Raw genomic sequence first — 22,514 nt, forward strand, 5'->3', positions numbered from 1 at the left:
AGTACAGCTAACTATTGTAGGTTGAGGGGTCTGACACTTTGTTTTGGGACATCCTCTTTAATTTACTTTAGGCCCATGCTCCAATTCCCATAGCTTTTCAAAAAAAGGCTGGCCTTTAATTAAATTCTCACAAAAGGTTTCATGCTTTTTCGACCAGCCACCCTTTGTTTCTTCAAACAACTGTTCCCAAGCTTGTTCAAAATTTAACGCTTGAATGGTTGAATACTGTTCTGGACACCATTCTGTAAACCAATAGCGGACCTCTGCCTCATTATTTGAGGTATGCAATTGATCTAGTGCCATAAACAAGATCTGTTTCAACTGCCGCTCTTTTCTTGTTAATCCTTTCATTAACCTTGGTTCTGGAGAGAGAATATGGAAATCCTTTACTTGTGTTGTATGAGAAAAATGAAAACGATTAGCTTCATGTGTACTAGTCATCTCAAATACAAGCTGCTCTTGCCTTGGGATCAGTCTGCTTTTTCGAATGGGAATGTTATAGCCAATCGTATCAACGGCTAAAATCCCTTCCCCATCAGTAACAACAAAGCAATAGTCAAGTTGAACTCTTTCATGGTTTTTCCTTAGGTACGCTTTTTGAAATATATCATCTAGAAGTTGTTGAGGTAATTCTGACAAATCGTTCTCAATATAGTTAAAAAGAATCGGCTCTACTTTTATAAGTGGAACTTGATCTAACAATTCGACTACATCATCTTTTCGCCATTCATGAAACTGGCAAACATTATAACCATTTTCTTCCCCTTCAAACCAATTTACCCATACATCATGGAGATACAACATCGGCACAACCCCTCACTTCAAGAAACTGTTTGTAAATCAGTATGGGCAGACCTTAGTTAAATTATTCCTATTATGAGATTTTACCTTAATTGGTTTATGGAATTAGACAGTAAAAAAATCTACCACTTTTTAATGGTAGATTTTTATCTTCTTGATTTTGGATTAAGAGCATCCTTTAAACCTTCACCGATAAAATTGATCGATAAAATGGTGATGGTGATTGCTAACGCCGGCGGCACCCATATCCAAAGCTTGAATTGTAGTACATCTGGCTCTGAAGCTGAATTTAGCATATTGCCCCAACTTGGAATTTCTTGCGGTACACCGAATCCGAGAAAACTTAGCCCTGTTTCAGCGACAATCATTGTCGCAAAAGTAATAGTTGCCTGAACGATAATGGTCGATAAAACATTGGGTAACAGGTGTTTAATAATAATTTTTGCAGGTGAACAACCAATCGAAATGGCAGCTGTAATGTATTCATTTTCTTTTTCGGCAAGGATTTTACTGCGGACAATCCGAGCAATACCACCCCAGCTAAGCATGCTTATAACCATGATTAACACCCATAAACCATTTACTTTTCCAAAAAAAATCGCATTGAGTACGATAACAAAAACTAGAAAAGGAAAGTTTAAGATGAAATCAGTAAATCTCATCAAGACACTGTCAACAGTCCCGCCAAAATACCCTGCCACAGAACCAATTAAAGTTCCAAGTAAAATGACAAAAATCGTACAGCTCATTCCGACTAATAATGAGATTCGTCCACCATATAGCAAGCGTGTAAATACATCCTTGCCGGCTTTATCAGTACCAAGCCAATGCTTACTCGAGGGCTCCAGCGACATTTGGCCGATATTAACTTTGGTAACATCAGCAGTTGTGATATATGGTGCAAGGAATGACACAACAGCAACAATAACTAAAAAGATGAGGCTGATCATAGCCAATTTATTTTTTAGAAACTTTTTCCTTGCAATTGCTAATGGTGATAAACTTTTTTTCGGGGGTTTCTTGATTATATTTGTATCCTTCTGAGTAACAATTTCCATCATATCTCCCCCTAATCTAGCCTAATTCTCGGATCGACAACACCATATAATATATCAGCAACCAAATTGCCAATTAGTGTTAAAAATGAGAATAGCATAGTCAATGTCAATAATACTGGATAGTCTCTTGCCCCAACCGATTGTATTAAAAGTTGTCCAAGACCAGGATAAGTAAAAATCGTTTCGGTAATGATGGCGCCACTAATAATGCCAACAATATCGAATCCTAAAAAGGTTACAAGAGGAATAATCGAATTTCTTAGGATATGAACATTATAAATCTTTCTTTCCGGTGTTCCTTTTGCACGGGCAGTCCGCACATAATCTTTTCGGCTATTTTCAATAATATCATTACGTAAAAACTGAGTATAACTGGCAGTACTTAATAAACCAAGAACAATAGCCGGCAATAGCACATGATGAAAGCGACTTAACCAATAGTCTAACGATCCATCTGTAACGCCAATATCCACGGAACCATTGGATGGAAACCACCCCAGCTTAAAAGAAAAGAAAAAGATAGCAAATACCCCAGCGATGAAGGAAGGAATCGACAATCCTAAATAGTTTAAGCCACTTATTAGATTATCTCCAAGCGTATAGGGTTTTCGACCTGAATAGGTTCCCATGATAAAGGCTAATATATAGGTGATTAATATAGAAGAGAAACCGAGTAATAATGTGTTAGGTAATCTTTCATTAATCACATCTGAAACTTGTAATTTATATCGAGTTGATGTTCCAAAATCCCCTTCGACGAAATGCGTTATCCAACGTACATACTGCTTCGCCACAGGGTCATTATATCCTAATTTTTCCCGCATCTCAGCAATATATTGTGGATTCGTATTCCTCGGATCGATTTGGCCTGACAGTGAATCTCCAGGCATTAATTTTGCCAAGGTAAAGACGACAATCGAGATAAGGAATAACATCGGAATCATGCCCAAAATTCTTCTAAATGAGTACTTCAGCATGCGCATTCTCCTTGTCTATATATGCCATGTTATTCGCATTGATATTTATGTATGTTATTTTTCTCTAGTGGGAGAAGAGGGTGTCCCAAAAGAATAACTTTTAGGGGCACCCCCTTTTTATTAATGGTCTGTTAAACTTTGCCCGTTGATTTCCGCCCTAGTGGCGGTCCGGGGGAGCCTCCTCGGCGCTACCTGCGCCTGAGGGGTCTACCCTGCCCCGTACTCCCGCATGAGTCGAGCGCCTTCCGCTCCAATCAACATTGCGGAAAAATTATCATGAACTTTGTACATATAGTGGTGCCTGTCACTTTTTGAGACAGCCTCTCATCCCATATGAATTTAAAACTGTTTATTGAAGGTGATCACTTTGGTTATTGCTTAACCCACCATTCATTTGGACGGTTCATACCGGAAAGATCGAATGTAATCCCTTTTACACGCTTGTTAACTGCCATTGTTTCTTCCAGCTCTGCAATTGGTAAAATTGGCAGATCCTTCATGAAGAGCTGTTGCCACTTTACATATATATCTTTACGCTTATTCTTATCTGTACCGACAACACTCATATCAAGCGCTTCATCAAGCAATTTATCACTTTCAGGATTTACCCAGCGAGGATAGTTCCATAGTGCTTTTGAGCCCCAAAGTGGTGTTGGGTCCGGATCTGAGCCAGTTGACCAGCCGCCAAAGAATACTTCCATAGATTTATCTGCTTTATCAAGCTGATCATAGTAAAGGTTGTAATCTACCATACTAACCTTTGTTTTTAAGCCGACTGCCTCCCAATATTGGGCTAAGGCTTTTGCTCGTGATTCAAATGTAGGGTTTTGAGTTGCATAATGGCTGAAGTTAATAACAAATTTCTTACCTTGTGGATCTTCACGGAATCCATCGCCATCAATATCTTTATATCCGGCTTCATCCAAGAGTTTTTTTGCTTTTTCCGGATCATATTTGTATGGATCTAAATCTTTACTTGGTGCAGCAATCCAGTGATTGGATGGAATTGGTCCGTTGATCGGTTTACCTACGCCGAAGAAGAATGCTTTAACCCACTCAGGACGATTCATCGCATAGTACATTGCTTGACGAAGTTTGAGATTTTGATATTTTGGATCATTCATTTCATTTTTGCTGCCATCCCATGTGCCCATTCTGAAACCGACATAATAATAACTTACGCCTGGATAAGTAATGGCATCTACGTTTGGAAGGGCTTTAACTTGGTCAATAATACTTGGATGGAATGAAGTCATATCAATTGTGCCATTTTTAAGTTCGCCCACAGAAAGGGATGGGTCGATTACCTTTAAAACGATTTTTTCAATATGGGGCTTCCCGCCAAAGTAGTTATCAAAGCGAGTCATTTCGACTGATTCGCCAGGGACAATCTTCGTTACTTTATATGGTCCTAAGCCAATTGGGTTTGTACGAACTTGCTTAGACGCGGCCATATCCTTGACGGCAACACCTGCAAACTCTTTACGAGACATAGCATATGTCCAAAGGTTCTCCAAATTATTTACACGGGCTTTATCAAAGGTAATTTGAATATTGTAATCGTCAATAACTTTAATACCGGCAATTTCTTTTGCTTTATCATCATGATAATCTTGCGCTCCAACAATGTTTCTTACATTGTCAAAACGGGGGCCAGTATAGTCCTTATCAGCGATAACTTTTAAAGCAAACTCCCAGTCTTTAACGGATAATTCTTCGCCATTTTGCCATTTAACACCTTTTTTGATGGTGAAATCATACACCTTGTTGTCTGTTGTTTTCCATGAGGCGATATTTGGCTGTGGTTGTAACTTCGCATCAAATTTAATCAGGTTTTCATCAAAAAAATTAATTACTTCATTATCAACAGCGTCTTCATAGAAAGTATAGTTGAACAAACCTTTCGGTGAAGAGTCTATAGAGTATACTAATGTACCGCCATCCTTTGGCTTATCCGATGTTTGGCCATTTTTGTTTTCGTTCTTGCTTGTGTTTGCTTTGTTGCTTGAGCATGCTGCTAGAAACATTGAAAGAATCAGCATTAAACTAGTCAGCAAAAGAACACTCTTCTTTTTCATTTGGTTCCCCCCTAAAAGATATTTTTTTGTTTTTTAATATAGGTGGCAAGCGACTCGATGTGAGGGCTTCACCTCCTTTAAAACTGGCTTTTGTTTCGAACATTCTTCTATTGCCATAGGACAGCGAGGATGGAACGGGCATCCAACTGGCGGATTTAATGGACTTGGTACATCTCCTTTTAGAATGATTCGCTCTTTCTTAGTTCTTGGATCAGGGGATGGTATCGCCGAAATTAATGCCTGCGTATATGGGTGGAGAGGTTCTGCATATAGACTGTCCTTATCCGCAATCTCTACCATGTTACCTAAATACATAACACCAATTCGATCACTCATATGTTTTACAACGCTTAAGTCATGTGCAATAAATAGAAAGGTTAACTCAAATTCTTCCTGTAAATCCTTTAATAGATTTAGTACTTGTGATTGAACAGAAACATCCAGCGCAGACACTGGTTCATCCGCAATAATGAGTTTTGGTCTTAACGCAAGGGACCGAGCGATTCCGATTCGCTGACGCTGACCACCGGAAAACTCATGCGCATATTTGTAATAAGCGTCTGGTGGTAGTCCTACTTTTTCTAATAAGTCCATGACTTCCCTCTTTAATTCTTCCTTACTCTTTTTTGAAAAGTTGTAAATAGGTTCAGCGATGATATCGCCTACCATCTGCATCGGATTTAGTGACGCATATGGATCCTGAAAGACCATTTGCAGATCCTTACGAATCTCACGGAGAGACCTTCCACTTAGATTTGTAATATCTTTTCCATCAAAAATGATTTGTCCATCGGTTGCTTTTAATAAACGGAGAATCGTCCGGCCTGCTGTAGATTTTCCGCAGCCTGATTCACCTACTAGTCCAAAGGTTTCCCCTTTTTTTATTTCAAAGGAAATATTATCGACTGCTTTTACATGCCCAACTGTATGTTTGAAAAATCCGCCTTTTACGGGATAATATGTTTTTAAATTCTTGATTTCTAATAGATTTTCAGATGGCGAGGAAGCCCGATTTCCCTCTTTATGTACAGAAACAGTCGTCATTACCTCACCCCTTCTCTTGGTTTACTAGTTTCAAAGAGCAGGCAGGCAACTTCATGGCCTAGTTGAATCTCAGAAAGGCTCGGAGTTACAGTAAAACATGCCGGCATTGCCTTTGGACAGCGGTTTGCAAAGCGGCAGCCCACTTCCGGCATATTCGTGAGCGATGGGACCATTCCTTGAATCGAGCTTAATCGTTCTTCATTAGAGTCCATTTTCGGAATGGCACCTAATAAAAGGGTCGTATATGGATGCTTTGGATTATTAAACAATGTATCTGCGTCAGTCCGTTCTACAATTTTTCCTGCATACATTACGATAATTTCATCGCACATTTCAGCTACAACACCTAAATCATGGGTAATGAGAATAATAGACATATCATTTATTGTTTGAATTTCTTTAAGTAGATCAAGTATTTGAGCCTGGACTGTTACATCAAGTGCTGTTGTCGGCTCATCGGCTATTAATAGCTTGGGCTGACACGCGATAGCCATAGCAATCATGACCCGTTGTCTCATCCCGCCTGATAATTGGTGTGGATATTCATCAACTATCTTTTCTGGTCTTGAAATCCCAACGCTCTTTAATAATGCAATTGATTTTAAGCGAGCTTCCTTTTTGGATATTTTCATGTGGTTAAAAAAGACCTCTTGGAGCTGATAGCCAATGTTAAATACCGGATTTAAAGAAGTCATCGGCTCTTGAAAGATCATAGAGATGTCTTTCCCGCGAATTTTATTAATCTGTGCCTCCGACATTTTCTCAAGATTTATACCGTCATAAATGATTTCTCCAGATTTTATTTTTCCAATTCCTTTTGGCAAGAGCTGCATAATGGAAAGGCTCATGACGGATTTGCCGCATCCTGATTCGCCTACTACTCCGACAATTTGTCGAGGCTTTACCCTAAAGGAAATATTGTCGACAGCATTGAAATCCTTTCCATTAATATCAAATGCTGTCTCCAAATTTTTTACTTCGAGTAATGGTGCCTCTTTATGTAAAGATGTTTTGGGATTCATATTTCACCTTCTAACTTTTTTGATTATTCTGTTTATTCATTATATTTAAACAGAATTCTATTACATAATTGTTACAATGACAACACTTTTTTGTATATTTGTAAATTTATATGCTATTTATAAAAAGAAAAGCCCTATTTCTTAGGCTTTTTAATAGAAAATATATTATTGCTTTCAATATATTTTGTGGCCGGAATCGAAAATGATAGTTTTGTAGAATATTGATTGTTTTTATAAAAATTTTCAACAATATTGAATCCTAGCGCATAACCGAGTAACTTTGGTATCCTCCCACCACCATATAGCAGATCGTCATGAATCCGCTCATCTTTCCTTCTTGCTAAATGCCTGCTAAAAAACTGTTCCCAAAAATGTTCCATTTCACTTGCAGAATACAAACGACACCAGTTTGCAATATACGGGCGCCCACAGTTTCTCATAACCGCATATTCGGCAAGCCCCTCGATGATGATGGAGTCTAATAAAGTGTATTCATTCATATTTTTATTTATTTTTCTTAATCGGCATACATGATGGAATTCATGAACAAATACCGCCTCAATTTCCTTTAAATCTTCTACACCTGATAAAAACAGAAACATTTTGTCTGGAAAAGAAACACCTGATTTATTACTTTCCTGCCTTCTTATTAGAAAACCACCAGCTTGGTCTAGCGGAAAAAGAAAGATGGGAATGTCAGGTCCTGACCAACTGCTTCTATAATGCTGGAAAAGTTGATCCACTTTATTCCATACGTTTTTTTCCAGCATCCACTTAAGGTTTTTCTTTGACAGCCTATTAGGCCTGTACATCCCAAATTTGAGTAATTGTTGATAAATTTTGTTTTCATTTTGTCCCTTAAAGTAGGGAATAAGCTTTTTGAACATTTCTATTGGACGATCAAAATCATCTTTAAGCCATTGGTCCGTACGGATGACACCCATTTTCTCACTCACTTTCTTATCTTCTTCTGCTGACATTTTATGAGAATACCTATTAGATGTTCCTTTGATATCAATAGAGGTGTACAAACCAACAAAAAAAATCGACCAGGCAAAAACCTGGTCGATTTATCTGTTATGATTCATATTTTTTAAATACAATCGTTGCATTATGTCCGCCGAACCCTAGTGAATTGCTCATTGCTACCTTGATTTCTTTCGGACGAGCAACATTCGGTACGTAGTCTAAATCACATTCAGAATCCGGTGTTTCATAATTAATCGTAGGTGGTATTATGCTGTCACGTATCGCAAGCACAGTAAAAATCGCTTCAACTCCACCTGCTGCACCGAGAAGATGGCCTGTCATAGATTTCGTTGAGCTCATTGCTAATTTATAAGCGTGGTCGCCAAATACTTCTTTCACGGCAAGCGTTTCGAACTTATCGTTATATTCGGTACTAGTACCATGAGCATTGATATAATCCAAATCCTCTGGAGATAGGCCTCCATCATTTATAGCCATTTTCATTGCTCTTGCTCCGCCTTCACCGCCAGGAGCTGGTGCTGTAATATGATAGGCATCTCCGGTTGCCCCGTATCCTACAATTTCCGCGTAAATTTTTGCTCCACGAGCTAACGCGTGTTCTAATTCTTCAAGAATTACAATTCCTGCCCCTTCGCCAATAACGAAGCCATCACGGTTTTTATCAAATGGGCGGCTCGCCGTTTGTGGATCCGGATTTGTTGAAAGTGCCGTATTTGCACAGAATCCAGCAACAGACATTTTTGTAATAGGGGCCTCCGCACCGCCTGTTACCATCACATCTGCATCGCCACGCTGAATTACCTTGAAGGCATCCCCAATTGAGTTTGTTCCTGTTGCACAAGCAGTTACCGTACAAGAATTAAAGCCCTTCGCACCAAGCGTAATAGAAACTTGTCCCGTTGCCATGTCAGGAATCAACATAGGTACGAAGAATGGGCTGACTCTTCGATAGCCTCTTTTTTGAAAATTTTCATATTGTTCTTCAAACGTTTCCATCCCGCCAATTCCAGAACCAATCCAGACTCCGACACGAGGAGCATTTTCATCATTGATGGTGAGGTTGGCATCCTTCACAGCCATTAATGACGCAGCAACTGCATATTGCGTAAACCGATCCATTTTTCTGGCATCTTTTCGTTCCATAAACAATTCAACATTAAAATCCTTAACTTCAGCTGCTACTTTGGCAGGATATTCATCAGCATTAACCCTTGTTAATGGTCCAATTCCAGATTTACCATCAATAATATTTTTCCAGGTGGTATCTGCATCGTTCCCAAGAGGGGTTACTGCTCCAACACCTGTAACCACTACTCTGCGTTTTTCCATTTGCTACAACTCCTATTCTCTTTAAGCATTTCCTTTTTTCGTTAATAATTATCTAGTTCAAGCACCAAGGCGCTTTCGCTTTTCTTATTGTCCAGCTCCAGCGCCTAGGGGCTCGGGGTCATAAGCCAATCCGTCCTGAAGGTTAAAGATCAACCTTCACGCCGGCTCGTCTTATGCCTGTCGCCCCTGACCAAGGCGCTTTCGCTTTTCTATTGTCCAGCTCCAGCGCCTAGGGGCTCGGGGTCATAAGCCAATCCGTCCTGAAGGTTAAAGATCAACCTTCACGCCGGCTCGTCTTATGCCTGTCGCCCCTGACCAAGGCGCTTCCGCTTTTCTACTTGCCCCATCTAACGGCGATTGCTCCCCATGTCAATCCGCCTCCAAAGCCTACCATAACAATAACATCATCGTCTTTAATTTTTCCAGCTTCCAGTTCTTCGACAATTGAAATAGGAATAGAAGCGGCTGAAGTATTACCATATTTATGAACGGTTTTGGACATTTTTTCAACTGGTAGCTCTAACCGCTGTCTTGAAGCCTCCATAATCCGAATATTGGCTTGGTGGGGGATCAGGAGATCTACATCCTCTTTTGATAAGCCTGCTTTTTCAAGAACATTAACGCAGCTATCGCCCATTTGTCTGACAGCAAATTTAAATACTTCACGGCCATTCATGATGATATATTCGTCCTGGTATAGATGTTTTGCTCCTGTTCCGTCTGCTCCAAGCTCGAATGCGAGAATACCTCGATTCTCAGAAACAGGTCCAATGACAGCTGCACCAGCCCCGTCACCAAACAATACAGCAGTACCTCGATCATTCCAATCCGTTATTTTCGAAAGCTTTTCAACACCGATTACGAGTACATGCTTATATACACCCGTTTCAATAAATTGTGCCGCTGTAATAACTCCATACATAAAACCTGCACAAGCTGCGCTGATATCCATAGCTGCTGCCTTTTTTGCCCCTAATCTTTCTTGGATCATGCAGGCAACAGATGGAAATGGCTGATCTGCTGTTACGGTTGCTACTAATATTAAATCAATATCCATTGGGGTAATGCCAGCATTTTCTATTGCCTTTTGTGCTGCACCAAATGCCATATCGGATGTATCAATATTTTCCTCGGCGATTCTCCGCTCTTCAATGCCTGTCCGAGTACGAATCCACTCATCTGTTGTATCCATCATTTTTTCTAAATCAGCATTTGTTACTACTTTCTCAGGTAAATACCTTCCAATTCCAACAATCCCGGCTTTCATAGAGCCATCTCCTTTTGTAGTGAAAATTCCATTCTTATAGATCTAATATTATTATTAGTAAATATTATGACTTGGTACTAATTTTATCAAATAAGACTTGATTTGGGCAACTGATAAATATCCAACATTCTCAGCTATTATCCATACCTTTTATACAAACCATCATAATCTATGATTAACAAATCAGTTTAGAAGGGGCTGTTAAAGAATGGAGGAACAGAATATCTCTGAGGAGAGCGGTCGATCGAATCACGAAGAAAGTCCTGAACAAGAAAAATGGAACCTTGAAAAACCCAGTCATGAAGATATGTGGACTAGTTTCATGTTTGGGTCTGGACCGAGACATCCCACAAATAAACAACAGAATGAACCACAAGCAAATCAATCGTATATTGATTATGAAGAGCTAATGAGTAATATTGATACACTCGTGGTTTCAGTACGGAATTTAAAACCATTATTACAGAAAGTCTATCCGTATATAGAGCAAATATGGAAAAAAAAATGAGGATATACCAAAACAAAGGGTCAGACCCCTTAACCAACAATATATAATTAAACTTAGCAAAACAAGCAACTATATATTGAACGTTAACCGAGTGGCCAGACCCTTTCGGGATATCCTCATTTTGGTTCTTTTCGACCTTCTTCAAAGCCTAATTCATATGCTTCTTGCATCACTTTTGTAAATAGGTCCATGAAAGGCTGAATTAATTCCATTGATAACTCAACCCCAGCATTGTCCAACTGCTCTTTTGCTTCTGGTAAATACTTTAGTGCAATCTGCATAAAATTCATCGTCTTGTCTTGATTCAACATATGTAGCTCCTTCTAAAGGTTATTGGGGTAATCTTCCCGTTTGTTTGTAATTCTCAATTTGTTTCGTTATTTTTCGTATGAACCCTTTATCTACTAAAGGGCTGAACTTTCCGAGGGAAATAACATCATCTTGGAAATCATACGAAAGGTTCCCAGACTTAAGTTTTCCAAAATTATATTGATCTGCTGCCTTTTCATACAATTTATCAACCTGCTGAATGGTACTTGTAAGAACGGTAGACTCTCCCAGATCGGACTGGTCTGAAACATAGCCAATTACATAAAGCCCACGTTCCTTTACCCTTTCAATAACTGGAACATTGAAACCATCTCCTGCAGGATAAATAACATCGACCCCTGCGTTCATCATCCCGTCCGCCAATTGGATTGCTTTTCGATCATCATCCCAATTGCCAACATAATCGATACTGACTTTCGTCTGTTTATTCTCAGCCAGTGCTCCCTGGAAAAACCCTTCTACTTCAGGCTGCCATTTATAAGCGGCAATTACACCTACATTTTGGCCTTTTGACATGTGTGCGGCCACCATTCCTCCAAAATACCCCATTGCATATGATTTAAAACTTAGGCTTGTCGTATTTTCATTTTTAGCATTCCCGTTAAAACTGACAAAATGGATTTTAGGATATTTTTTCGAAATTTTATTAAAATAGGCAGCATACTCCTCACCATTACCAAAAATTAAATTGACTCCTTTTTGGTCAAATTCTTTTACAGCTCTTTCTGCAGCAAGCTCAGAGTTAATGCCCTCTTTATAAAAAACGTCAACATTATATTTTGACTGTATTTTTAACATTCCTTTTAAACCCTTTGAACCCCATACTTGGTCATAGACAGTTTCAGGTACTAACAAGCCAACATTTTTTATTTTTCCTACTGGCTGTTTTTCAGAACATGCTCCAAGTAAAAGGGTGCAAAAAAGTATAATGACGAAACGCTTTAGCATTCATGTTATCTCCTTCTTATGACTGCAAAACCTATTTCACGTTTCTTTTACTATCCTTGAATAAAACCATTTTTGCCTCTTTATTCTAACCTTTTAAAAATAAAATGAAAAGAAAATTTTCCCTCCTTAAAAAACTGTAGTGAAGCCAATCCATCCTTTTACGAGATGAAATCTTATTACCTCGTTAAGTACAAACGATGAATTTGATCCATTTGTTTATTCATCGATTCAGAAATAGAAGTAACTCTTTTGACCACCATTTTGCTTATTTGATGATTCAAATGGAAGGAATCTCTATTATCAACTTGACCTACCTCCATATTTAGAAATGCCGCGCACCTTTTCCAATGATTTAATTTACCACTCTCAAGTAAATAACTGCCTGGTTCCCTTGTTTCAATAACTTCTACTATTGTTTCAAGTGCATCTTCAATATAGATAGCATCCAACTTCATTTCTCTACTTTCCCTAAATTCTTCATTTTCATTTATTTTTGTTAAAATGGATTGTTGAAAAAGAAAGGTTGTTGGCTGCCACGGGCCATATACAGTTGGTAAATAAAACAACTGGATATTCTCTGTTAAGTCCATTGCTTGATCTAAAAAGCCTTGAAAATCACTCAATGTCGGTGAGTAAAAAGGCCTTGTCAGTAATTGAATAGGAAGAAGAAAGATGATGAGATTACTCTTGTCCCTATTATGATCGAAATATCGTAGGATTGGGTCCGTTATTACTTTTTTCTGCAAAATCGTTTCTTTATGTTGCATATAAAAATCGTATAACGAAAAAATAATAGTCGTATTATGCTGATCTCCATTTCCTCGATCTGCCCATAAAGAAAAAGCTTTTTCTTCAAAATTAGCATTCCGACCTACTTCTAATCTTTTTTCTTCAAGAAAAGGTTCTTTTGAATCATTTTCAAGCTGAATGCCTTCAACTTCAATTCCTTTATTAAGAAGGGTTTGGCATATATGAAAACTAACAAAATCATATACATTAAAAATACAAGCCTTGTCCATTCAATCTTCCTCCCCTAATTTTACATATTGAATCCTATGCGATTTCACTTGGAAATATTTCAGGTTAGGGGAGGTTAATCCTTAGAGCACTTTTTCATGATTGATTAAAAATTTAATAATAATTTTCCCTAGCTGCTGTTTTTTCTCAGGAACAATAAAATATGGAGTGATTTTGGTCAAATTGAGTATATGCTGATATTGCTTTGATTGATTATAAGATTTCCCTCCGGATAGGACGTGAATAATTTTAACTGGAATATCAAAATCCAACTTAATAAAGGTATCCGTGTTATAAACCATACTTATTAATTCATTTTCTTCAATTTGGTATGCAGATGTTAATTCCCTTATTAGGTTTTTATAAAAAAACTTATGCTCCTTTTCTTGTTCAAGATGAAATTTTAACGATAAAATTGGATTAATCAATACAACAGACCTTATTTGCTCTTTCATTTTCTCCATTAACTTTAATGCAACGAGTGCACCCATTCCATCAGCTAATATATGAATTTTCTGGTTAAGAATTTCACTTCGAATGACATGTTGGTACAATCTTTGGGCAAGCTGAACAGCATTTTCACTTCCCCAGTTCCGCCCGTAAAGATTTGAGGAAAAAATGGTGTACCCTGCTTTTTTTAATTCATTGATAATGTTCAGCTTCCCCTCATTTTGTGTCCAAAAACATTTATTCTCGTCCACAAAATGCCGCTCATCACCTATGATTAATACTCCGAATCCTGTAGGTTTATCCGGATAATGGATGATATTCCACTCTTGGTCTATTTGAAAATTGCGGTTATCCATAGATAATCTCCTTTTACATAATTCCTCAACCTATTGTATGCAGGTTTCCAAAAGATGCATGGGAGTTAGCCTAACTATACTTTTTAATAGGCTGTGTTAAAGGTCATTGTTGATTTTTGAAACTATGTTGATTGGAGCGGAAGGCGCGAGATCCTCGAAAATGCTATCGCATTTCCTTCGTGCGGTGTTGATTCAAGGATGTTTATTCAACGTCCTGCGGGAGTACGGGGCAGGGGAGACCCCACAGGCGCTTAAGCGCCGAGGAGGCTCCCCGGAACGCCCGCGGAAAGCGAAGCGCCTGGAGCGCAAATCAACAGGCAAGTTTAACACAGCCTTTTAATAAGATAATTTAATCCATTTTGTCATATATTTTTTTACATTGATATGGTATATTAAGAAAGATGATAAACGGTTAGAGGTGAAAAAAATGCGATTCTTTTGGACTTTTTTCTGGTCGTTTCTTTTAGTGGAAATGCTTACATATGTAGTAAGTTCGATGATAGGCGTGGGATTTGACTTTAAAATTGGTGCAATATTATCAGTTTGTGTTACCATTTTAATTTTCGTTGCATCAACTATTATTCCGAATGAACCCGTTGAAAAACACTAAAAACATTTAAAAGAGGATGTCCCAACAGAGTCTGACCTCTCGCTCAACACTCAATATATAGTCGCTTTTAAAACTAAGTTAGGCTATTAATTGTAGGTTGAGGGGGTTGACACATTGTTTGGGACATCCCCTTTTTATTTATATTTATTAATCGATTATCAAATTTATTTCATCATTTTCTATGGTTACTACAACTTTCGACTGATCCTGTACCCTTCCGGAAATAATTTCACGGGCTAGCTTTGTTTCGATATTTCTCTGAATATATCGTTTCAAGGGCCTTGCTCCAAAAATGGGATTGAATCCGTTAACGGCAATAAATTCTTTAGCAGCATCGCTAATGGTAATTTGAATGTGCTGCTGTTTTAAGCGATTTTCCAGCTCTTTCAACATTTTTACAACAATGTTTTTAATTTCTGCTAATGATAAAGGTTTAAACAAGATGGTCTCATCAATACGATTCAAAAACTCAGGCCTGAAATGCGCCCTCAATTGCCCCATCACTTTTTCTCTTGCTTCTTCTGCAATTTCAATTTCATTTTCTCCTAGCTCCAATAAAAAATGTGAGCCAATATTAGACGTCATAATGATGACGGTATTCTTAAAGTCAACGACCCTTCCTTGTGAATCGGTGATTCGTCCGTCATCAAGTGCCTGCAAGAGAATATTAAATACTTCCGGATGAGCTTTTTCAATTTCATCCATTAAGATCACAGAATACGGTCTTCTCCTAATTGCTTCTGTCAACTGACCGCCCTCTTCATATCCCACATAACCCGGAGGTGCCCCAATTAACCGAGAAACAGCATGCTTCTCCATGTACTCAGACATATCAATTCGGATCATTTGTTCTTCACTATCGAATAGAGCTTCAGCCAATGCTTTCGCTAGCTCAGTCTTTCCAACACCTGTTGGTCCTAAGAATAAAAACGAACCAATTGGCCTGTTTGGATCTTTTATTCCTGCTCTTGCCCGAAGCACTGCATCAGCCACCAATTGTACAGCTTCATTCTGGCCAATAACTCTTTTCTGCAGGATGGACTCCAATTTTAGCAGCTTTTCACGTTCACCTTCCACAAGCTTAGAAAGCGGTATTCCTGTCCATCGTGAGACAATATTAGAAATTTCTTCACCGGTGACCTCTTCACGTAGCAAGCGATCATCCTTATCTGCAGCCATTTCTAACTCTTTTAGCTCCTTTTCTCCTAAAGGAATGAGACCATGGCGGAGCTCAGCAGCACGATTTAAATCATATTTATCCTCTGCTTGTTCAAGCTCACGGCGAAGTTTCTCAATTTGCTCTCTTTTCTCCTGTAGCTTACTGATGGTCTGCTTTTCCTGAAGCCATTTGGCTTTCATGGAATTTGCCTGTTCTTTTAAATCTGCAAGCTCTTTAAGGAGTACCTCAAGCCTTTGTTTACTTCCTTTATCTTGCTCTTTTCTTAATGCAGCTTCCTCAATTTCTAATTGCATCACTCTACGGGTTACTTCATCCAATTCCGTTGGCATGGAATCAATTTCAGTCCGAATAAGGGCACAAGCTTCGTCAACAAGGTCAATGGCCTTATCAGGTAAAAATCGATCTGTGATATAACGATCTGAAAGAGTAGAGGCAGCAACGAGAGCCTGGTCATGAATTTTTACCCCATGGTGCACTTCAAAGCGCTCTTTTAAGCCGCGCAAAATCGAGATCGTGTCTTCAACATTGGGCTCTTGGACCAATACTTGCTGAAACCTTCGTTCAAGAGCAGGATCTTTCTCAATATATTTACGATGCTCATCAAGTGTCGTGGCCCCAATACAATGAAGCTCCCCTCGTGCAAGCATTGGTTTCAGCATATTGCCTGCATCCATCGCTCCTTCCGTTTTGCCTGCACCGACAATCGTATGAATCTCATCAATAAACAGAATAATTTGTCCGTCACTTTTTTTGATTTCGTTCAAGACAGCTTTTAATCTTTCTTCAAACTCTCCCCTGAATTTTGCGCCGGCGATAAGGGCGCTCATATCCAGTGAGAAAATGGTTTTATCCTTCAAGCCTTCGGGAACATCTTTTCGAACAATTCGCTGAGCCAGGCCTTCCACAATTGCCGTTTTCCCGACACCTGGTTCGCCGATTAATACGGGATTATTTTTTGTTTTTCTTGATAAAATTCGAATGACATTGCGGATTTCCGTGTCCCTGCCAATAACCGGGTCAATTTTTCCCGCCTTTACCTCCGACACCAGATCCCTTCCATATTTTTTTAAAGCTTCGTAACTTGCTTCAGGATTTTGTGATGTCACTCTTTGGTTCCCCCTTATCTCTTTTATGGCCTGCATAATATTTTCCGGTGATTTTCGATATGTCTGGATAATTTTTCTCATTTCTGCTTCATTTGTATAGACAGCAGCTAACAATAAATGCTCGATGGATAAATACTCATCTGAAAACTTTGCAGCAAATTCTTCAGCACTAACCAAAAGTTTTTGCAGTCTAGATGTAATATAGAGCTTTCCTTGTTCGGCACCACTTCCACTAACCTGAGGTTTTTTTTCAAGTGCCTCCAAAAGGATTTGTTTCGCTTTTTCAGGTGGAATTCCAACCTTTTCTAAAATAGATGCCACTAAGCTGTCTTCTTGGTTGAGCAGAGTCAAAAATAAATGGAGTTCATCTACTTCTTGATGATTTTTTTTCATGGCTAATGACTGGGCATCCATCAAACCTTTTTGTAACCGTTCTGTCATTTGGTTTACGTCCATCTTTTATCACTCTCCGTTTGACCATTTTTGACCTTCGATAAGTATATTATATACGAGATGTTATTATTTTTACAAATTAGAAAAGCACAAGCGCCTTGGTCAGCCCCGACAAGCATAAGCCACTCCCAAAACGAAGGCGCTTTTTGCCTTCATTTTGGGAGTGGCTTATGACCTCGAGGGGCTAGGCGCTGAAGCTGGACATTTCTCGAAGTCGAAAATTTTATGTTTTCTTCACTAATTAGAAAAAGCCATCCGATTGGATGACTTTGTCTCTAACATATTATGGTTTCCGTTGATAGGTCCAGATACGGTTATGATTCGAGTTTTCTGGAAAGGGATCTCCTGCTTTTAGTTTTACTCTTTTAGGATTCAAGACATTGTCACCTGTTTCACCAGTTTCGATATATACCCCATTATTGGGTGCCTTTTGTCCCGATTTAAAATGTCGATTTTGTCCCATCCAATTCCCTCCTTAAGATTTACATCACTAGTATTTCCATAAAAGGTGTATCCATTAAGGAATTTGTGATTTTTTTCGGATACCTTTTCGTTTTTGACGGGATGCAATTTTTGTCGATTATATGAAATTATTCCACAATTATTGCCAAATAATCTTGTTAAACAATATAATTATAGTAAAATCTTGCGAAAATTTTGCCCCTATAAAGGTGGTAGATAAAAATGTCGATGCTAATGGAAGAAATCCCCGTTACTTTACATCATTTTCTTGAGTCCGTTCATCATATTCGAAAAGTTGAAAAAGGGATGTTTCTTTTTCAAGAAGGGACTTCGGCAGACGAGTTGTTTATTGTAAAAAGTGGAATTATTCAAATTAGTAAAATCATTCCTGATGGGAGAGAGCTTACTTTAAGAATGTGCTCTCACGGGGATTTTATTGGTGAGTTGAATTTATTTTCCACAGCCCCGAAATATTTATTAAGTGGACGAGTTACTGAAAGCGGAGAGGTTGCAGTAATTAAAAAAGATGTCCTTGAAGAGAAGCTGTCGAATGATCTAGTATTGTCCCATGAATTCATGAAATGGATGAGCCAACAATACCGTAAAACACAAGCGAAATTTCGTGATTTAGTGCTACATGGCAAGAAAGGGGCACTTTATTCCACTTTAATTCGGATGTCAAATACCCACGGGATGAAAACAAATAAAGGGATCTTGATCGAATTACCACTGACCAATCAAGAACTTGCAAATTTTTGTGGTACCTCTCGTGAAGTCGTCAATCGGTTGCTAAGTGAGTTAAGAAAGAATGAAATCATTTCGATTGATAAAGGCACTATCACCATCAATGACCTCGAATACTTAAAAAGAGAGATTGATTGTGAAGACTGTCCAGCGGTAATCTGTAGAATAGATTAAAACTCGCCGAAATTTTTTTCGGCGAGTTTTACTTTTTATTGCTCCTTAATAAAATGTGTAATCCAACTGATTGCGGCTTCATCTTGGATTGAAAAGTAAGGAAGCTCAGTTTTCCCTTCAAGGTATCTTTTCAAATTTTCATTCCAATACATAATTAGCTTTACATTTTTCACCCTGGTCAGTAAAGAGAGGTCATTTTGATCTCTCAACAAGAGAAGCTTTGGAAATATTTCATTCTTATAACCTTCAATTAAAATAACATCTGGCTGGAAATGATCCATCAACTTTATTTGCTTTTCTAAGCTCATATTCGTATTTTCAGCCTGGAGGATTAACCTTCCATCTCCTTCAACAATCGAAGCCATAGCTCCCGCTGCTATATGATTTGCTGAATCTTTTGTCTCAGCAACATCAGGCTTACCACCATGACCATGATGCTTAATCGTTACAGCCATAAATCCATGTAATTTTAAAGCCTGTATTAGCTTTGTAGTTATCGTTGTTTTGCCGCTATTTTGGTACCCTACTATTTGAAAAATTGCAGGCTTTACCAAGGCCATTCACTACCTTGCTGATCTTCAAGCAATAACACATCAACCTCATCTCCAGCCTGAAAACCTCTTGTTCCCCCTGGGAGAATTGTTAATGAATTGGCACCAGCAAGACTCATTATGATATTAGATTTATCTAGCCCGCTCGGAGCAGTTTTTAACCGGCCATTTTCAAAAGAGACTGTGCTCCTTACAAAACGCATGAAAGGATTTGCTTTTGGAAAGTCCACTTCAAGCAATGCTCTTTCTTTTCTAAGATGTGGTTTTTCGGAAAAAAGCATTCTTCTAATGATAGGGCGGGTAAATAATTCGAACCCGACATAGCAGGCAGAAGGATTCCCGGAAAGCCCGAAAAGCAGTTTCCCATTGTACTGGGCGACAGTCGTTACACTTCCAGGCCTCATGGCTACCTTATTAAATAAAACTTCAGCACCAAGCTTTTTATATATAGCCGGTAAATAATCAAAATCACCGACTGAAACACCACCTGTTGTAATAAATAAGTCAACCTCGTTTACAGCATTTTTGACTGCTTCAAAACAAGTATCAAATTCATCAGGGAGTTTTCCAAAATAGTGAACTTCTCCACCCGCCCTTTCGATTTGTGCAGCGATCATATAAGAGTTACTATTACGAATTTTCCCAGGCACTAATTCTTCATCCACTTCTAAAAGTTCCGTTCCAGTGGCAAACAGACCCACAATAGGTTTTTTGGCGACCGGAACCTTCTTATAACCAAAGGTGGCCAGCATTGCTTGAATACCGGGATTTATAAACGTTCCTTTTTTCACTAACGCTTCTCCTTTTTTGGCGTCTTCCCCTCGAAAAGAGACATTTTCCCCTTGTTTATGCTTTCGTTTAATTGACATAAATGAAGTACCATCTTTTTCATACGTTGTGGCTACTTCAAGCATAACGACTGCATCTGAACCTTCAGGCATCATTGCCCCTGTCATAATTCTGACTGCTTGATTTTTATCTAGAACCTTTGTTGAAACCATACCAGCCCCAATGTGGTCGATGACTTTAAATTCGACCGGATTGGTAAGTGATGCGTCCAATGTATCCTCCGACCTAACAGCAAAACCATCGTATGGTGCTCTGTCAAAATGGGGTACATCGCTCGTCGCTGCTAAATCCTCTGATAAATACCGGCCATAGCTTTCTTCAATTGGTATATGTTCTGTACTCCCGTTTAATTGATAGTCCATGATTTTTTTAACTGCTTCTGCAATTGGAATGGGGGTTCTTCTTTCTAACACTTTTATCGGCTCCTGTCGTTAACTTCATTTCCAAATATATTATTCATTTTAAGCCTACAAAAAACTATTGATCATAGCAATACGAACGAATCATTTGTTTTAAAATTTTCAATGTGTGATTCGAATCACCTAATTTTTTTCAAACTTGGTCTATTCTTAAAGAGGATGATAAAAATTTAAGGAGGAACTATCATGACATTTCAAATTACAGCTGATACATTAGTTAAAGATATAGTAAATGAAATTCCCAAAACAAGTGATGTGTTCAAAAAGAACCGCATTGATTTTTGCTGTGGCGGCAATATTCCATTATCCCAAGCAGTAGATCAAAACGGTCTTTCTATTGAGACGTTAATTGAAGAACTAAAAGTGGTCTATGAAAAAAGCACTCCAGCCGACACTGATTTAGAAGTTTGGACGAATTCCGATTCCAATTCGATCATTGACCATATTATCAGCAATTATCATCGCGTTTCGGAAGAAGAATTAACACAGCTAAGCCCATATGTAACGAAAGTTTCCCGTGTTCATGGCGATAACCATCCTGAACTGGTAAAGGTTCATGACCTCTTTTATGAATTCAAAAAAGAACTCATTGAACACATGATCAAAGAGGAAGAGGTTGTTTTCCCGCTAATCAGAAAGCTTGCGGATAATACAGTTGAAAATCGCGAAGAAGCGATTGCCATGATTGTTGAGCTTGAAAAAGAACATGACCATGCCGGAGAAATTTTAAGACAAATCCGTGCTGTTACAACTGACTTTGAGCTTCCGATTGATGCCTGTGGCACATACCGTTTAGTTTATAAACGCTTAGAGGAACTTGAAGGACTAACCTTCATGCACGTTCACCTGGAAAATAACATTCTTTTCCCTAGGTATTTGGGATAACATTAATGAGCCTGCTTTTTTTAACAAGCAGGCTCTTTTTTAAAAAGAAGAAGCTTTCACAAACTTCAGTTTCCAATTTATAACAACCCCAATCGATAATTACTTTTTATCTGCTCGTGGCAATAAATACATATTTAAAACTTAAAGAGGCTTCTAAGCGCTATAAAAAGTAACTTGTGGCTAGAAAGGGGCCTCTAGTTTCCTGAAAAATTGAATTTCTCCTGATTTCGGGAATGTAGAAAGCCTCTAGTTTCCCGTAAATTTGAATTTTTCCTGATTTCAGGAATGTAGAAGGCATCTAGTTTCCCGTAAATTTGAATTTCTCCTGATTTCGGGAATGTAGAGGGTCTCTAGTTTCCCGTAAATTTGAATTTTGCCTAATTTAGGGAATGTAGAAGGTCTCTAGTTTCCCGTAAATTTGAATTTTGCCTGATTTCGGGAATGGAGAAGGCCTCTAGTTTCCCGTAAATTTGAATTTCTCCTGATTTCGGGAATGTAGATGGCCTTTAGTTTCCCGTAAATTTGAATTTTTCCTGATTTCGGGAATGTAAAAGGTCTCTAGTTTCCCCAAAATTGAATTTTGCCTGATTTCAGGAATGTAGATGGCCTCTAGTTTCCCAAAAAATTAAATTTTTCCTGATTTCAGGAATGTAGAAGTCCTCTAGTTTCCCGTAAATTTGAATTTCTCCTGATTTCGGGAATGTAGAAAGCCTCTAGTTTCCCGTAAATTTGAATTTCTCCTGATTTCAGGAATGTAGAAGGCCTCTAGTTTCCCAAAAAATTAAATTTTTCCTGATTTCGGGAATGTAGATGGCCTCTAGTTTCCCCAAAATTGAATTTTGCCTGACTTCGAAAATGTAGAAGCCTCTAATTTCTCCCCAAAAATGAAAATTTCGGGATAATGTA

Annotated in this window: 21 protein-coding genes; 4 read left to right on the forward strand and 17 right to left on the reverse strand. The window is 38.5% G+C overall.

Annotation, left to right across the window (positions count from 1 at the left end; translation table 11 throughout):
* Positions 1 to 57: 57 nt before the first annotated feature.
* From BN1082_RS16775 to BN1082_RS16815, 9 genes are all read right to left on the reverse strand, one after another.
* A complete protein-coding gene (locus tag BN1082_RS16775) occupies positions 58 to 804 on the reverse strand; it encodes a YjbA family protein (protein WP_090635998.1) in 747 nt (248 codons plus the stop codon).
* A 143-nt stretch (positions 805 to 947) separates the two neighbouring features.
* On the reverse strand, positions 948 to 1,859 hold the full coding sequence (gene opp4C / locus BN1082_RS16780) for an oligopeptide ABC transporter permease (protein ID WP_176699844.1): 912 nt from the start codon (positions 1,857 to 1,859) through the stop codon (positions 948 to 950).
* 11 nt (positions 1,860 to 1,870) lie between these two features.
* Positions 1,871 to 2,836, reverse strand: a complete 966-nt coding sequence (gene opp4B, locus BN1082_RS16785; protein WP_090636002.1) for an oligopeptide ABC transporter permease — start codon at positions 2,834 to 2,836, stop codon at positions 1,871 to 1,873.
* Positions 2,837 to 3,207: 371 nt separating this feature from the next.
* Complete coding sequence (opp4A, locus tag BN1082_RS16790) at positions 3,208 to 4,914, reverse strand: oligopeptide ABC transporter substrate-binding protein (protein ID WP_090636005.1); 1,707 nt, start codon at positions 4,912 to 4,914, stop codon at positions 3,208 to 3,210.
* Positions 4,915 to 4,947: 33 nt separating this feature from the next.
* On the reverse strand, positions 4,948 to 5,958 hold the full coding sequence (locus BN1082_RS16795; protein ID WP_090636007.1) for an ABC transporter ATP-binding protein: 1,011 nt from the start codon (positions 5,956 to 5,958) through the stop codon (positions 4,948 to 4,950).
* Positions 5,958 to 6,980, reverse strand: coding sequence for an ABC transporter ATP-binding protein (locus tag BN1082_RS16800; RefSeq protein ID WP_090636010.1), 1,023 nt, complete (start codon positions 6,978 to 6,980; stop codon positions 5,958 to 5,960). Before BN1082_RS16800 ends, BN1082_RS16795 begins: the two co-directional genes overlap by 1 nt.
* 134 nt (positions 6,981 to 7,114) lie before the next feature.
* Positions 7,115 to 7,960: a DUF2268 domain-containing putative Zn-dependent protease gene (locus tag BN1082_RS16805; protein ID WP_245640467.1), complete on the reverse strand. Its 846-nt coding sequence runs from the start codon at positions 7,958 to 7,960 to the stop codon at positions 7,115 to 7,117.
* A 97-nt stretch (positions 7,961 to 8,057) separates the two neighbouring features.
* The gene (gene fabF / locus BN1082_RS16810) at positions 8,058 to 9,299 is read right to left on the reverse strand and encodes a beta-ketoacyl-ACP synthase II (RefSeq protein ID WP_090636012.1); all 1,242 of its coding nucleotides are present in this window, start codon (positions 9,297 to 9,299) and stop codon (positions 8,058 to 8,060) included.
* A gap of 334 nt (positions 9,300 to 9,633) precedes the next feature.
* Positions 9,634 to 10,566 carry a beta-ketoacyl-ACP synthase III gene (locus tag BN1082_RS16815; RefSeq protein ID WP_090636014.1) on the reverse strand — a complete coding sequence of 311 codons (933 nt, stop codon included), beginning with the start codon at positions 10,564 to 10,566 and terminating at the stop codon, positions 9,634 to 9,636.
* Positions 10,567 to 10,774: 208 nt separating this feature from the next.
* On the opposite strand from BN1082_RS16815, the gene BN1082_RS16820 reads away from it, so the two are divergent.
* Positions 10,775 to 11,074, forward strand: coding sequence for a hypothetical protein (locus tag BN1082_RS16820; protein WP_090636017.1), 300 nt, complete (start codon positions 10,775 to 10,777; stop codon positions 11,072 to 11,074).
* Between the two features lie 116 nt (positions 11,075 to 11,190).
* Here the strand turns inward: BN1082_RS16820 and BN1082_RS16825 are convergent, their stop codons facing one another.
* The 4 genes from BN1082_RS16825 to BN1082_RS16840 all read right to left on the reverse strand — a co-directional run bounded on the left by BN1082_RS16825 (position 11,191) and on the right by BN1082_RS16840 (position 14,175).
* Complete coding sequence (locus tag BN1082_RS16825) at positions 11,191 to 11,385, reverse strand: ComZ family protein (RefSeq protein ID WP_090636019.1); 195 nt, start codon at positions 11,383 to 11,385, stop codon at positions 11,191 to 11,193.
* A 19-nt stretch (positions 11,386 to 11,404) separates the two neighbouring features.
* On the reverse strand, positions 11,405 to 12,352 hold the full coding sequence (locus BN1082_RS16830; RefSeq protein WP_090636022.1) for a BMP family ABC transporter substrate-binding protein: 948 nt from the start codon (positions 12,350 to 12,352) through the stop codon (positions 11,405 to 11,407).
* Between the two features lie 176 nt (positions 12,353 to 12,528).
* A complete protein-coding gene (locus tag BN1082_RS16835) occupies positions 12,529 to 13,371 on the reverse strand; it encodes a hypothetical protein (protein WP_090636025.1) in 843 nt (280 codons plus the stop codon).
* Between the two features lie 81 nt (positions 13,372 to 13,452).
* Complete coding sequence (locus BN1082_RS16840; RefSeq protein ID WP_090636028.1) at positions 13,453 to 14,175, reverse strand: alpha/beta fold hydrolase; 723 nt, start codon at positions 14,173 to 14,175, stop codon at positions 13,453 to 13,455.
* 427 nt (positions 14,176 to 14,602) lie between these two features.
* Here BN1082_RS16840 and BN1082_RS16850 point away from each other — a divergent pair, with 427 nt between their 5' ends.
* Positions 14,603 to 14,785 (forward strand): YjzD family protein, encoded by a 183-nt coding sequence (locus tag BN1082_RS16850; RefSeq protein WP_090636030.1) that lies wholly within the window; start codon positions 14,603 to 14,605, stop codon positions 14,783 to 14,785.
* Between the two features lie 147 nt (positions 14,786 to 14,932).
* Here BN1082_RS16850 and clpB read toward each other — a convergent pair whose 3' ends face one another.
* Both clpB and BN1082_RS16860 read right to left on the reverse strand, forming a co-directional pair.
* Positions 14,933 to 17,527, reverse strand: coding sequence for an ATP-dependent chaperone ClpB (gene clpB, locus BN1082_RS16855; RefSeq protein ID WP_090636032.1), 2,595 nt, complete (start codon positions 17,525 to 17,527; stop codon positions 14,933 to 14,935).
* Positions 17,528 to 17,807: 280 nt separating this feature from the next.
* Positions 17,808 to 17,987, reverse strand: coding sequence for a YjzC family protein (locus BN1082_RS16860; protein ID WP_090636035.1), 180 nt, complete (start codon positions 17,985 to 17,987; stop codon positions 17,808 to 17,810).
* A gap of 221 nt (positions 17,988 to 18,208) precedes the next feature.
* Between BN1082_RS16860 and BN1082_RS16865 the strand changes: the two genes are divergently transcribed.
* Positions 18,209 to 18,904: a Crp/Fnr family transcriptional regulator gene (locus BN1082_RS16865; RefSeq protein WP_425412165.1), complete on the forward strand. Its 696-nt coding sequence runs from the start codon at positions 18,209 to 18,211 to the stop codon at positions 18,902 to 18,904.
* A gap of 35 nt (positions 18,905 to 18,939) precedes the next feature.
* On the opposite strand, the gene mobB is transcribed toward BN1082_RS16865, so the two are convergent.
* Entirely contained in the window at positions 18,940 to 19,464 is a 525-nt protein-coding gene (mobB, locus tag BN1082_RS16870; protein WP_090636037.1) for a molybdopterin-guanine dinucleotide biosynthesis protein B, read from the reverse strand.
* The gene (locus tag BN1082_RS16875; protein ID WP_090636039.1) at positions 19,452 to 20,717 is read right to left on the reverse strand and encodes a molybdopterin molybdotransferase MoeA; all 1,266 of its coding nucleotides are present in this window, start codon (positions 20,715 to 20,717) and stop codon (positions 19,452 to 19,454) included. The genes mobB and BN1082_RS16875 overlap by 13 nt, the downstream gene beginning before the upstream one ends.
* A 192-nt stretch (positions 20,718 to 20,909) precedes the next feature.
* On the opposite strand from BN1082_RS16875, the gene ric reads away from it, so the two are divergent.
* Positions 20,910 to 21,608: an iron-sulfur cluster repair di-iron protein gene (ric, locus tag BN1082_RS16880; RefSeq protein ID WP_090636042.1), complete on the forward strand. Its 699-nt coding sequence runs from the start codon at positions 20,910 to 20,912 to the stop codon at positions 21,606 to 21,608.
* Positions 21,609 to 22,514: the final 906 nt, after the last annotated feature.

This window comes from Neobacillus massiliamazoniensis, from assembly GCF_001048695.1.
Taxonomy (GTDB): Bacteria; Bacillota; Bacilli; order Bacillales; family Cytobacillaceae; genus Neobacillus; species Neobacillus massiliamazoniensis.

Bases quoted from the DNA above. Each gene is read 5' to 3' on its own strand.
- opp4B (WP_090636002.1), bottom strand. From the start codon at position 2,836: ATGCTGAAGTACTCATTTAGAAGAATTTTGGGCATGATTCCGATGTTA.
- mobB (WP_090636037.1), bottom strand. From the start codon at position 19,464: ATGGCCTTGGTAAAGCCTGCAATTTTTCAAATAGTAGGGTACCAAAAT.
- BN1082_RS16835 (WP_090636025.1), bottom strand. From the start codon at position 13,371: ATGGACAAGGCTTGTATTTTTAATGTATATGATTTTGTTAGTTTTCAT.
- BN1082_RS16820 (WP_090636017.1), top strand. From the start codon at position 10,775: ATGGAGGAACAGAATATCTCTGAGGAGAGCGGTCGATCGAATCACGAA.
- BN1082_RS16840 (WP_090636028.1), bottom strand. From the start codon at position 14,175: ATGGATAACCGCAATTTTCAAATAGACCAAGAGTGGAATATCATCCAT.
- BN1082_RS16800 (WP_090636010.1), bottom strand. From the start codon at position 6,980: ATGAATCCCAAAACATCTTTACATAAAGAGGCACCATTACTCGAAGTA.
- BN1082_RS16865 (WP_425412165.1), top strand. From the start codon at position 18,209: ATGTCGATGCTAATGGAAGAAATCCCCGTTACTTTACATCATTTTCTT.
- BN1082_RS16805 (WP_245640467.1), bottom strand. From the start codon at position 7,960: ATGTCAGCAGAAGAAGATAAGAAAGTGAGTGAGAAAATGGGTGTCATC.
- BN1082_RS16795 (WP_090636007.1), bottom strand. From the start codon at position 5,958: ATGACGACTGTTTCTGTACATAAAGAGGGAAATCGGGCTTCCTCGCCA.
- BN1082_RS16815 (WP_090636014.1), bottom strand. From the start codon at position 10,566: ATGAAAGCCGGGATTGTTGGAATTGGAAGGTATTTACCTGAGAAAGTA.
- BN1082_RS16850 (WP_090636030.1), top strand. From the start codon at position 14,603: ATGCGATTCTTTTGGACTTTTTTCTGGTCGTTTCTTTTAGTGGAAATG.
- BN1082_RS16775 (WP_090635998.1), bottom strand. From the start codon at position 804: ATGTTGTATCTCCATGATGTATGGGTAAATTGGTTTGAAGGGGAAGAA.
- opp4C (WP_176699844.1), bottom strand. From the start codon at position 1,859: ATGGAAATTGTTACTCAGAAGGATACAAATATAATCAAGAAACCCCCG.
- BN1082_RS16825 (WP_090636019.1), bottom strand. From the start codon at position 11,385: ATGTTGAATCAAGACAAGACGATGAATTTTATGCAGATTGCACTAAAG.
- ric (WP_090636042.1), top strand. From the start codon at position 20,910: ATGACATTTCAAATTACAGCTGATACATTAGTTAAAGATATAGTAAAT.
- fabF (WP_090636012.1), bottom strand. From the start codon at position 9,299: ATGGAAAAACGCAGAGTAGTGGTTACAGGTGTTGGAGCAGTAACCCCT.
- BN1082_RS16860 (WP_090636035.1), bottom strand. From the start codon at position 17,987: ATGGGACAAAATCGACATTTTAAATCGGGACAAAAGGCACCCAATAAT.
- BN1082_RS16830 (WP_090636022.1), bottom strand. From the start codon at position 12,352: ATGCTAAAGCGTTTCGTCATTATACTTTTTTGCACCCTTTTACTTGGA.
- clpB (WP_090636032.1), bottom strand. From the start codon at position 17,527: ATGGACGTAAACCAAATGACAGAACGGTTACAAAAAGGTTTGATGGAT.
- opp4A (WP_090636005.1), bottom strand. From the start codon at position 4,914: ATGAAAAAGAAGAGTGTTCTTTTGCTGACTAGTTTAATGCTGATTCTT.